Consider the following 12,837-nt stretch of genomic DNA (forward strand, 5'->3'; position numbering starts at 1 on the left):
ATACGACAACGGAGAGGGCAGAAATAACCTGAAGAAGCGGAGCGTTCGCCTTTACCAACAGATTTCCCCCTTATTAAAGGGAGTTCAAGAAATCTGGGGGTAACAGCGATCGGAAGGTTATTCTGCACGCGTAGTGATAAAGTACAGCTACTCTTTAGTTCAATGACTATAACCTATCAAGATACGGTGGTTTCCTCCCCGTTTCCAAAGCGGATTACCCATACCGGGATCAGCTTCAGCCCATCCTCAATTGTAGAAGGACGATACGCCGGGTACACGTCCACCACCTGGCGATTCTCACCTGCTACCTTTTTAATCAGAGCCTGGAGCTTCTCCCCACCAGGTAATTTCACGGATTTCTTCGTCTCTGTGCCTTCGTTCAGGTATTCCAGCGATCGTTCGTAGCTGGACACCGTTTCCTGCCGCATCTCCATGCTGATCGTGCCGAAGCGGAACTGCATGGAATCCATAATCGGATAGCTGCCGTAGTACTGCTGGAATTCAAGCTGTGTCTTGCTGTCAGCGGTCTCTAGCATCATGCGCGACCTGCCTTTCCAGCCTCCATGCTGATTCACAAAATCAACCGCAGACAGCGCATCCTTCGCGGGATCAATCTGTCCCGCAGGCGGTGCGGCTGGGTCGGTGTAGCTGATCCAGCGTTGTTCCTGTTTTACCTGCAGACTACGTTTACTGTCCGTGTAGATCTCCGACCCATCCTTTTCCCGTATGTTCCGGGTCATGCTTGGATCGAAGAACAGACTGCGTTGCATCTGCTCAACCGTGAACTGACCTGTCGGCACATCTGCTTCAATCGTCTCCAGAGCTTCCATCGGGATATAATACCCGCCGTCCATCCGTGTATATGGCGTCCAGTTCGTACCGAAGTCGACATGCTGCTGAACGTCCTGTACCGTCAAGTCTGCCTGAGTTGCTTCGTATACCACATCTCCCTTGGCGCTGAGGAACAGCGCATGGGCCTTCGTTTCATTTTTAGCTGTATAGATCGAGATTCGGTTAATTGTCTCCCCTTGGAACAAGGAATCTGTCCCCAGTCTCATCACCCGCTGTAACAATGCTACGGGGATTCCTTCCTTGAACGAAAGCTCAAATCCAGAATTCTCCTTGCGAATCTGATCCCAATTCACCGATTGCACACTGCGGCGCTGAAAATCATCGAACGCTCGCCCCTGTAACCTTGAATAGATCAACTGATAGAACGTATTCCCAGGGTAAAACACCGTATGTTTGTCCTCGCCCAGATGAATAATCATCTGATCGGGGAAGATCAATTCTTCAATATTACGTTCCTGACCCATATTTTCCGTCTTCACATAGTTCGTCTCTGACGTCACGATGGAATCCCCGCCTCCGGGCAAACGATAGATCAGGAAATAACTCTGTACCAGACTGGCGGCGACAAGGGTAGCAAGCACCAGGGATTTAATCCGTTCCTTCACGGTGCTCCCCCCCTTCCTCGCGCATCGGCAGCGTGAACGTAACTGTCGTGCCCACGTCTACCTCGGACTCCAGAGAGATGCTACCATCATGCGCCTTCACAATTTCCCGGGCAATGGACAGTCCCAGCCCTGTGCCTCCCATACTGCGGGATCGAGCCTTGTCCACCCGATAAAACCGCTCAAAAATGCGATCCAGATCACGCTGTGGAATACCCATTCCGGTATCCGATACCGAGATGGCAAGTGTATGCTCCTCACTGCGTCTGGCCGCAATGGTAATGGTGCCACCTTCCAATGTATATTTCAGCGCATTGGACACGACATTATCCAGCACCTGATCGATCTGGTCACGATCCAGCGGAACAGCTGGAATATCGTTCTCTACAGACAGCACAGGTTGAATATCCTTCTGATGCATCTGGAACGAGAAACGATCCGTCACTTCCTCCAGCATCTCCAGAATATCGGTTGGCTGCTTGCGCAGCAAAGCTTCCTTGGAATCAAGCCGCGAGAGATGCAGCAGATCCGTAACCAGCCTGATCATTCGCTCCGTCTCGTTCTGAATAACACCAACGAAACGACCAGCAAGCTGCGGATCTTCCAGCGCACCGTCGTCCAGTGCTTCAGCGTAGCTCTTGATCGTGGTCAGAGGTGTCCGCAGCTCATGGGATACATTGGCCACGAATTCACGCCGGGATGCTTCAAGCTCTTCCTGCTCGGTGACATCCTGAAGTACGGCAATGGTTCCCGTGATACCCAACTCACGCCGATGAACCGGTGTGAACGTCATCCGAATGACCACAGGCTCTTCTTGTCCCGCGGGTGCGATCTGCAGCAGCGTTGAACCTGTAAAACCACTCGCGAGAGCTTCCGCATCCTCCGGATCAATGCCGAGCAATATGGCAAAATGTCTTCCTTCGATATCCGCAGGACGCATGCCCAGAATGCTGCTGGCACGGCGATTCACCAGAATGACTTTACCGTACTCATCCGTGGCTACCACACCATCACTCATATTGGTCAGAATGGAGGTCAGTTTCTCCTTCTCCTCTTCATTCTGCGAGAGTGCATCACGAAGCCTGCTGGTCATATAGTTAAAAGCCCGACTGAGCTGACCAATCTCATCCGTGCCGAATACAGGTGTCTGCTGATCAAAGTTACCTTCTGCGACCGCTGTCGCTCTCCGCGTCACTTCCTTAATCGGCTGTGTGATCGTATGCGACAGAATCACGCCAAGCACCGCCGTTAACACCAAGGCAATCAGAATGCCGGAAATAAAGATTTTGTTGATTCCCTCCATCGTGGAATACAACTCGTTCATGGATGCCGCGATGTAGACCGCGCCAATGATTTTGCCGCCGGACAGCACCGGCTTGGCGACGACCTTTTTGCGAACATTATCCTCGTCCACGATATATTCCTCATTGTCCCGAATGCCTTGCAGCGCACGGCTGACGACGGTCTGGGTATTTTTGCGCCCCACATAGTCCGAATGTGAACTTAGCGAGGTCGTGAGTACCTTGCCGCTGGCATCCAGCACCTGAATCTCGGCACCGTTAATGTTGAACAGGTTGTTCACCAGCACACGCAGATTTTCCGTTTTGTCCTCGCCAGCCTCTGCTTCTCCACCCGCCATCGTCTCCCCCACGAGAACAGACAGCATCTCGGCACGCGCCTGCAAGTCTTCCGTAAAGTTGCTCGTCAGCGAGTTCTTCATCGCGCTCACAAAATAAACGCCGATCAATTGCATCGCAATCAGAATCAGCAGTACATAGATAATAATCAATTTCGCCTGAATCGTTCGGAAGAACGAGAATCGCGCGAATCGGCCCATTATATCCCCACGCTTTTGGCACTGCGCACGAGATAGCCGAGCCCGCGGCGTGTCAGAATCGTTTCCGGTTTGCTCGGATTCTCCTCTATCTTCTCACGCAGACGACGGATCGTGACATCCACGGTACGTACATCGCCGAAATATTCATATCCCCATACCGCTTGCAGTAGATGTTCCCGTGTCATAACCTTGCCGGAATGCTTCGCCATATAATAGAGAAGTTCATATTCACGGTGGGTCAGATCGAGAGGTTCTCCGCCTTTGTAAGCCGTGTACATGTCCATATCAAAAGCCAGATCAAACAGTCGCATGACCTGCTTCTCCTCGTCTTCCGGCGCTTCTGCCGTAATTGCAAGTTTTTGCCGTCTGCGCATCTGTGCCTTCACCCGTGCAAGCAACTCACGCGTACTGAAGGGCTTCGTTACATAATCATCCGCACCCAGTTCCAGCCCGAGCACCTTGTCGATCTCGCCATCTTTGGCGGTAAGCATGATGATCGGCATCTCCAGATGAGCGCGCACCTCACGACAGACATCCATACCGTCCTTGCCCGGGAGCATCAGATCCAGCAGCATCAGATCCGGTTTCTCGGATAACGCCAATTCAACTGCACGAATGCCATCAAATGCACAGATGACCTCGTACCCCTCTTTTTCCAAATTAAACTTCAGAATGTCCGCGATGGGCTGTTCATCGTCCACCACCAAAATCTTCCCTTGCATCGGCTAAGTTCACCCCTATATCCTGCTTAATCCGCGTTAGCGTCTATCTCTCTCTTCTATGTTTAGCTTGTACCAAGCCTGCTTGATTGGTTTCTCTAGTTTGTTGTTTATACTCTATAGTTTAACATACCTGAACCACCGTCACATCCCGATCCGGTGCTTGGAAGGCCTTACATCTGAAAATATTTTACAGCAGCAAAAAACAAGGCCGGCATCATAGCCAACCTTGCTCTCCTTTAGCTTATATTAGTTCAAATACGTCATCGGATTCTCCGCTGTGCCGTTCTTCAGGATCTCGAAGTGCAGATGTGTCCCGGTCGAGCGTCCTGTATTACCCATAACGCCGATGCTCTCCCCTTTTTCAACCACTTGTCCAACCTTCACACCGATACTATCCAGATGACCATACAATGTTTCGTATCCATTACGATGGTTAATAATAATGACATTGCCATAACCACTCTTCTGTCCTGCAAAAGTAACCACGCCCTCATCGGCGGATTTCACATCCCGGTTACCTACCAGATCCACACCTTTGTGCTGGCGACCCCAACGTTGTCCGAAGCTGCTGCTCATCGTTGCATTCGATACAGGCCAAGCAAATTCACCCGTGCCCTCACCAACGACTTTTGTTCCACTTAGAACGACTTCAGTTACGGCGGCTTTGATCACTTCCTGGCCAAGCCATTCCTCTTGAACAACTTCACCATTTTCCTTTGTTATACGGTATTGCATGCTTTTCAATCCGCTTTGTCCAGGACGCACGACTTTCGTTATTCCTGCTTTCAGTTCGGCACTTTTTCGAACCTCTACTTGCGGTTTAATCTCAATCTGTTCTACCACTTGTTCAACCGATTTAACGGTAACAGCTGGCTTAGGTACGGTCAGGGTCAGTTCGTCTCCAATTTGGAGTGACGTTTCCTTGATGCCCGGATTATTTTTGCGAATCTCACTTTGTGTAATTTCATATTTGGCAGCGATCGAAGAGATCGTATCTCCTTCATGAACCACATAAGTTACAGGCGCGTCTTTACCAACGGTTAATGCTTTAACCGCCTCGGACACATCCCATATTTTGTTTGGATCAGCCTTCACCACATCCGTCGCTACATCTTCCTTGATGCCTACCGACTTCAGGGTTGTGCTCGGTCCCTCGTCTTTCTTCGAGGAATTAGCCGATACCGACTTCGTCTTCAGCGAACTTCGCACAGCCGATGCCGATATGTATTTGCTTTGCACTTGTTCCAGTATTGCATCCGCTGTTGCCTGATCTTTCACAATGCCAATGACTTCACCGTCTACCTTAAGCTCCACACCCTTGGCGTAAGCTGTCAGCATGTCGCCCAGTTTATCCAGCGTTTCATCACTGTTTACTTCAGGTTTGTATGCTTTTACCGTTTCGGTCGTGATGCCATCCGTGTTCAGTACCATCTCTGCATCCGGATATTTATGTTGATATTCCTCAGTTTTGTCTGTAAACAGTTGTTGTAGTTGTGCTTCATCTGCAATGGTACCAATCTCGCTACCTTTGACCATTACTTTATAGTACGGGACGGTGTTTGCAGTAACATATTGTTTGCCTGCGAATCCGATCGATGCTGCGATGAACACACCACATGCTGCTGTAATGATCCATTTGCGCGAGGCCAGAACGCGCTTCTTATTCACACTGAAGGTGGACATGCTCATGTTGTTTTTGTCTTCGGCCGTCCGGTGTTCTCCGGATTGTTCGTGTACCCGGTCTTTGCCCGGTTGGCGTATGCCTCTGAAACCTTTCATGATTCTCTCCTTTTCAGCACTTCTCAGTTCGCATTTCTGTCAAGACATCACCCATCGTGTCTGTCCCATGCTCGTTGATACTTGTATTGGGTGTCCGCAAAATCAGGACTTTAGCTGCGCTCGTAAAAGTGTCAAAATTTTAACCTTTTATCACACCCGTATACTTTAACACAGGTTTTACACTCTTTTCAACTCTACACGTCACACCGCAAAGCCACGCCCCGCGTGGTTTCCCTGAATTATCCATACGATGGGGCGGCTGGTCCATCACCCATTATGCCTCAACATCGGCTGTACTATGTACTTTACTCGCAATTTAAGACTAGGTTCTAAGACTCAGTGAAATATGCTATATTTTTCATAAAAATACAAATAAAATCCCCTACCAGATCAACTCTGATAAGGGATTACGTAAACTAATATTCGTGGTTTATCTTAGACTCGATTTCATTTCATGTCTACAAGTCCATTACAATATGAATCAGGCGATACCCGTCTATGAGCACGCCTGCTTTACCTTCCTATCTTACTCTGTTTGCAGTACTTCCATCAGGTTATCGTACTCTTCACTGGTCAGATACTTCGAGATTACCTGTTCAATCTCACGCAGTTCCTGTTCCGTTAGGCCACCTTCCATGGCACCTGAGATCTGTTGCATTTCTTTCTGCGGCAGTTTGTTCATGAGCAGGCTGAAGATCTTTTCTTTCTCCTCTACGGGCAGCTTATCCTTCGCTCCTGTGATGTCATCTGGTGATACTACAATGGCATCATTGCCCGAAGAAGCATCACCGCTGGCCGCACCGGTTCCGTTTTCTGAAGCTGAGCCATTACCCTCTGCTGTTCCTGAATCATTCCCCGTGCCTGTATCCGTCCCACTGCCTGCACTCGCGCCTGAGTTCGATCCTCCATCCGAATCTGTACCTGAGCCTTCTCCTGCGCCCTCGCCTGATCCGCCCCCCTGGGACGAACTGTTGCCTGCATCTACGCCAGATTTATCGCTCTCCGAACCGTTGCCCATCACCGAAACGGCATCTTCCGGAACACGTTCTTCTTCTGTCCCTGCAGGCTGATCTATCGTTCCATTTCCCGGCTTGTTACCCTCACTGGTTTTACCACCCAAGGCACCCTGAAACATAGTGGTTAATCCCATGGGTTGACCTTCCCACTGAATATTGAAACTCGCGAGTAGCGATTTCGCATATGACTGTACAATTAATCCGGTCGTGAGTAGTGTCAGTGAACTGACCAGCAACACCGTTAGCACGATTTTGACAAACCACACAAGCAACTTCATTCCGTTCTCTCCCTCCGATTATCCCACCCGTCTAGCATGCGCTTGTCGGGGTCTGTGACTCTACTGTTAACCAGTATTGACGGAAATCTCGAGATTATATCCGAAAAACATACAAAAAGCCTCCAGTCATTGCTATAAAAGCAACAACTGGAGGCTCTACCTGCCTGAGTGGGCAGTCTATCCTATTTTATAATCCAAGAAATATGATCTCTCTATGTGTTGAATTATTCGTAGATTGGAAGAACTTGATTCGTTTGCTCACGGTTACGACCAACAGAGAAGATGGCAATTGGAATGCCTGTCAGTTCGGATACGCGTTTTACATAATTCTGTGTGTTCACTGGCAGGTCTTCAAGTTTCTTCGCTCCAGTGATATCTTCGCTCCAGCCTGGCAGCTCTTCGTATACCGCTTCACATTCAGCCAGCATTTTGAGGCTTGCCGGATAGTGTGTGATGATCTCGCCGCGGAATTTGTATCCTGTGCAGATTTTTACGGTTTCCAGACCTGTCATTACGTCCAGAGAGTTCAGGGACAGACCTGTAATTCCGCTGACACGACGCGCGTGACGAACGACAACACTATCGAACCAACCCACACGACGTGGACGTCCAGTTACAGTACCGTACTCATGTCCAGTCTCGCGGATTTGGTCGCCGATGGCATCATGCAATTCCGTAGGGAATGGGCCATCTCCTACACGGGTTGTGTAGGCTTTCGCTACACCAATCACTTGCTGGATACGAGCTGGGCCTACGCCAGAACCGATACATACGCCACCTGCGGACGGATTGGATGATGTAACAAATGGATAAGTTCCTTGATCAAGATCCAACATAACGCCTTGTGCGCCTTCAAACAATACTTTTTTGTCCTCATCGATATATTCGTTCAGAACAACGGATGTATCACGTACGTAAGGGCGCAGAATTTCTGCATATCCCAGATAATCTGTCAGAATCTCTTCGACATCAACAGGCTGGCCACCGTAAACTTGCTCGATCATGCGGTTCTTTTCTTTGACCAGATGACGCAATTTCAGTTCGAACTCTTCAGCATCCAGCAGGTCAACCATCCGAATACCAATACGAGCTGATTTGTCCATATAACATGGGCCAATACCCTTGCCAGTCGTACCGATTTTGTTCGGGCCTTTGCTCTCTTCTTCGAGCGCATCCAGTACCATGTGATATGGCAAGATGATATGTGCGCGCTCACTGATGGACAGGTTCTTCGTTGTGAAATCATTGTCGTGAATATAGTTAATTTCTTCGATGAGTGCCTTCGGGTTGATAACCATTCCGTTACCAATGACACACGCTTTATCCGTATAGAAAATCCCTGATGGAATCATCGTCAGTTTATATTTTTTGTTATCAATCAGAATCGTATGACCCGCATTGTTACCACCTTGATAACGAGCCACCACATCAGCGCTCTCCGCCAAATAATCCGTGATTTTACCTTTACCTTCGTCTCCCCATTGCGTTCCCACTACAACTACCGTTGACATAGTTAACATTCCTCCGTGGGTGCCTTGCGCACCTTTGTATTGGTCTGTCCGTCCTCTATCCCGGCAGGCATGTTACGCAATAAACCGACTGAGAAGCGTGCTAACGGACAGTAAAAATCTCCTTCCGTTACATTCAAGGGAAGGTTTGCGCTGCTTTAACGCAGCAGTATTAGTGTACCAGTACCCTTTTTCAAAGTCAAATCAAATGGCGAACAATTAGATATAGTACAACCGTAATGTTCGGAATTGACCTAATATTTCGACAAAAAAAACCGGAGACTTCAGTCCAAGCTTGCTTGACTGCTATCACCGGTTCAAGGATACCATTTCAATGCGAATCTATATCTGGTATTTATAACACATGTTTGAGTCCAGTTACGCTAATGGTTGATGTTCGGGACAGACGGATTTGCTTCCTGATGGAAGCAGTCAGCGCCTGTCCGTTACATCGCGAAGGCGTCATTGTGCGCCCTCTCGTAATTGACGAATTTATTAAAGTTTTTCAGGAAGACCAGTTCCACCGTACCTACCGGACCATTACGCTGTTTGGCGATAATAATCTCGATAATATTTTTCTTCTCGGTCTCCTGGTTGTAGTAGTCATCCCGGTACAGGAACGCTACGATGTCGGCATCTTGCTCGATCGAACCCGATTCCCGCAAGTCACTCATCATCGGACGTTTATCCTGACGTTGCTCTACACCCCGACTCAGCTGGGACAAGGCAATAACCGGAACTTCAAGTTCCCGGCCAATTTGTTTCAGTGTACGGGAAATCTCGGATACCTCTTGTTGACGGTTCTCCCCTGCTTTACCACGTCCACTAATCAATTGAAGATAGTCGATCAGGATCATGCCAAGGCCCTTCTCTTTCTTAAGGCGTCGGCATTTGGCACGAATATCTGCTACAGTAATGCCTGGCGTATCATCAATAAAGATGTTGGCTTCCGACAAAGCTGCAATACCCATCGTCAGCTTCTGCCAGTCTTCATCACCTTTGAAGTCACCCATACGCATAACACTCGCATCCAGGTTGGCTTCCGCACAGATCATACGTTGCACCAGCTGGGCAGCTGACATCTCCAGACTGAAGATGGCTACCGTCTCCTGTGCCCGAATGGCCACATTCTGAGCGATATTCAGGGCGAAGGCCGTCTTACCTACGGAAGGACGGGCTGCTACAATGATCAAGTCACTGCGCTGGAATCCGGCAGTCATTTTGTCCAGATCGATAAATCCGGACGGGATTCCTGTCGTTGTTCCCTTATTCTGATGTAGGGTTTCCACTCGATCGAACACTTCCATCAGTACGTCCTGAATGGCTATAAAACCACTACTGGAGCGACGGTTGGAAATCTCCAGAATGCGACGCTCAGCTTCTCCGAGCATAGCTGCAACATCTTCGCCGCCTGTATATCCTTCACTCACGATCTGTGTTGCCGTACGAATCAGGCGACGCAGCATCGATTTCTCTTCGATAATCTGAGCGTAATAGTCTACGTTCGCGGCTGTGGGTACACCATGGGCCAGCTTAGCCAGATAACTAACGCCGCCGATATCCTCCAGCTCGCCTTTATCCTTCAGAAGCGAAGTCAGTGTCACGAGGTCAATCGGTTGATTTCCCTCACCAAGCTGAATCATCGCTTCGAAAATTAATTGATGGGGCTTATCATAGAAATCCTCGGTTTGCACCCGTTCCATTGCTGTAATCAGGGCTTCACCCTGCAACAGGATTGCACCCAGCACGGCCTGTTCGGCTTCCAGGTTCTGCGGGGGAATCCGGTCGAATAACATTTCGCCGCCCATCTTACTCTTCCGTTACCTGTACCTTCAAGGTTGCCTTCACTTCAGGGTGAACCTTGATAGTTACTTGTGTTACGCCGAGTGTACGAATAGGCTCGTCCAGCTCAATTTTGCGTTTGTCTACTTTCAGACCCTTTTTAGACAAAGCTTCTGCGATTTGTTTGCTGGTAATTGCACCGAACAGACGACCACCTTCGCCGGACTTGGCTTTCAGTTCAGTCACTTCTGCTTCCAGCTTCTTCGCGAGTGCTTCCGCTTCTGCTTTTTCTTCCTGTTTGATTCTTTCTTCAGCAGCCTTCTGGTTATCCAGTGTCTTCATGTTGCCATCCGTTGCTGGACGTGCGATTCCCCGTGGCAGTAGGAAGTTCTGTGCATAGCCCTCAGATACTTCTTTCACTTGCCCCTTCTTGCCTTGACCCTTCATATCTTTTATAAAAATGACTTTCATTCGAACAGCCCCTCTTCCTTTTCGATTTCAGCCAGTACGTTCGTCAGCCGTTTTTCCGCCTCTCCAAGCGTTCCTTCAAGCTGCACGGCAGCATTCGTCAAATGTCCGCCACCGCCCAGTCGTTCCATGACAACCTGAACATTCATGCGCCCCAGCGATCTCGCACTGATGCCAATCAGTCCATCTGGACGCTCGCTTATAACAAATGAAGCGACCACGTCAGTCATGTTCAGCAATGTGTCCGCCACCTGGGCGATCATCATCTGTGAAATCTTGCTGCCAGGGTCCGTGACCGCCAGCGCAATGTTTCCATATACCATTTTAGCATGCTTTATGATTTCTGCCTTAGCAATATATTCTGACAGATCCTCTTTCATCAACCGCTGGACCATAATGGTATCCGCACCGCTACGACGCAGGAAGCCTGCCGCTTCGAACGTTCTGGACCCGGTGTGCAATGCAAAGTGCTTTGTATCCATCGTAATCCCTGCAAGTAGAGCCGTAGCTTCGAGCGGAGTGAATTGCACCTTGTCATGGATGTATTGCAAGAGCTCCGTTACCAGTTCCGCAGCTGAGGACGCGTAAGGCTCCAGATAGATCAACACAGCATCATTAATGAACTCCTCACCCCGACGATGATGATCCACAACTACAACACGGGTTGCAGACTGCACCAGTTTCGGCTCCATTGTCATGGAGGCCTTATGTGTATCCACCACAACCAGCAGTGTGTGCTCTGTCATCATCTGAGTTGCTTGTTCCGGTGATACAAATGCCTTGGACAACTTCTCGTCCTTGTTCACTTGCTCCATCATGCGTTCAATCGATGGATTAATTCCATCCAGCACAATTCGTGCTTCCACATTGTACAGACTCGCCGCTTTCCATACCCCGATGGATGCACCGATTGCGTCCATATCCGGGATTTTGTGCCCCATAATGAGCACCCGATCGCTCTCCTGCATCAGATCACGCAGCGCGTGCGCAATAACGCGCGCTCTTACCCGTGTCCGTTTTTCCACTGCGTTGGACTTGCCGCCATAGAAAGACAGCCGTTGCCCCGATTTCACAGCGGCCTGGTCGCCACCGCGTCCAAGTGCCATGTCCAGACTGGACTGCGCCAGTTCTCCCATCTCGCTGATGCTATCCGAACCAAACGCCAGTCCTACACTGAGTGTCATTGGCACTTTGAGGTCAGCAGTCATCTCCCGAACTTCATCCAAAATGACAAATCGGCTCTGCTCCAGTTCCTGCAAAGACTTATGATTCAGCATCAACAGATAACGGTCAGAAGACAGCCTGCGCAGGTACACTTCGTACTGCTTGGCCCATGACGTAATCTCGCTAGTCACACGGGCAATCAGCGCTGTACGCTGCTGGTCGTCCATGCCCTGGGCAGCCTCGTCCAGATTATCCAGAACGAGAATACCCAATGCAAGGCGTTCATTTTCATATTTATCACGAAGAATGGCTAGCTCCGTAATCTCGTATACATATACATACCGCTCCTGCGGGTTATGAATAACTCCATAATGCCGATCATCCAACTGGAATTCATCATGAAACTCCTTGGATGAATGTTCCTTGGTCCCATCCTTCTTCTCTTTAGGTTGAGGAAGTTTGGGAAATAAATTAGGTAGCGGATTGCCTACTAATGTCTTCTCCTGAAACATCTCCGCGACAAAGCGGTTATGCCACTCTACCGTACGATCTTCGCTGTACAGCACAATTCCGAATGGAAGCATGCTGACCGCTTCCCCCTCCATCCGTTTGATCCGAATGGACAGGCCATTAATGTAGTCGTTAAGCTCACGGCGGAACGCGAGTTCCGCCTTAATCATGACGATTCCCAGCGCCGAGGCCAGTATCAGACTAATCAAACCAAGCGTCCAGTTATAGATGGTAACGAACATAACGAGCAACAGCAGCAGTATGAACGCCCATACGGTATAGTAGCCGTGCCAGCGTTTCTTCAGAAATTTAGGCATGA

The 12,837-nt window shown here is 49.3% G+C and carries 9 protein-coding genes; all 9 read right to left on the bottom strand.

Translation table 11 applies throughout. The features are described 5' to 3' along the window. Positions 1 to 176 precede the first annotated feature (176 nt). On the bottom strand, positions 177 to 1,457 hold the full coding sequence (locus AC4G47_RS30210) for a YycH family regulatory protein (protein ID WP_491104232.1): 1,281 nt from the start codon (positions 1,455 to 1,457) through the stop codon (positions 177 to 179). Further along, positions 1,441 to 3,291: a cell wall metabolism sensor histidine kinase WalK gene (walK, locus tag AC4G47_RS30215; RefSeq protein ID WP_458124760.1), complete on the bottom strand. Its 1,851-nt coding sequence runs from the start codon at positions 3,289 to 3,291 to the stop codon at positions 1,441 to 1,443. The genes AC4G47_RS30210 and walK overlap by 17 nt, the downstream gene beginning before the upstream one ends. Beyond that, the gene (yycF, locus tag AC4G47_RS30220) at positions 3,291 to 4,013 is read right to left on the bottom strand and encodes a response regulator YycF (protein WP_074092884.1); all 723 of its coding nucleotides are present in this window, start codon (positions 4,011 to 4,013) and stop codon (positions 3,291 to 3,293) included. Before yycF ends, walK begins: the two co-directional genes overlap by 1 nt. Before the next feature lie 246 nt (positions 4,014 to 4,259). Next, a complete protein-coding gene (locus AC4G47_RS30225) occupies positions 4,260 to 5,792 on the bottom strand; it encodes a peptidoglycan DD-metalloendopeptidase family protein (RefSeq protein WP_491104235.1) in 1,533 nt (510 codons plus the stop codon). A gap of 526 nt (positions 5,793 to 6,318) precedes the next feature. Next, positions 6,319 to 7,086 carry a hypothetical protein gene (locus AC4G47_RS30230; protein WP_491104236.1) on the bottom strand — a complete coding sequence of 256 codons (768 nt, stop codon included), beginning with the start codon at positions 7,084 to 7,086 and terminating at the stop codon, positions 6,319 to 6,321. Between the two features lie 224 nt (positions 7,087 to 7,310). After that, on the bottom strand, positions 7,311 to 8,597 hold the full coding sequence (locus tag AC4G47_RS30235) for an adenylosuccinate synthase (RefSeq protein ID WP_458124764.1): 1,287 nt from the start codon (positions 8,595 to 8,597) through the stop codon (positions 7,311 to 7,313). 443 nt (positions 8,598 to 9,040) lie between these two features. Then, complete coding sequence (dnaB, locus tag AC4G47_RS30240; protein WP_036611922.1) at positions 9,041 to 10,402, bottom strand: replicative DNA helicase; 1,362 nt, start codon at positions 10,400 to 10,402, stop codon at positions 9,041 to 9,043. 1 nt (position 10,403) lies between these two features. Continuing rightward, on the bottom strand, positions 10,404 to 10,847 hold the full coding sequence (gene rplI / locus AC4G47_RS30245; protein WP_458124765.1) for a 50S ribosomal protein L9: 444 nt from the start codon (positions 10,845 to 10,847) through the stop codon (positions 10,404 to 10,406). Continuing rightward, complete coding sequence (locus tag AC4G47_RS30250) at positions 10,844 to 12,835, bottom strand: DHH family phosphoesterase (RefSeq protein ID WP_169482662.1); 1,992 nt, start codon at positions 12,833 to 12,835, stop codon at positions 10,844 to 10,846. The genes rplI and AC4G47_RS30250 overlap by 4 nt, the downstream gene beginning before the upstream one ends. Positions 12,836 to 12,837 lie beyond the last annotated feature (2 nt).

The organism is Paenibacillus sp. Negev47, assembly GCF_058313655.1.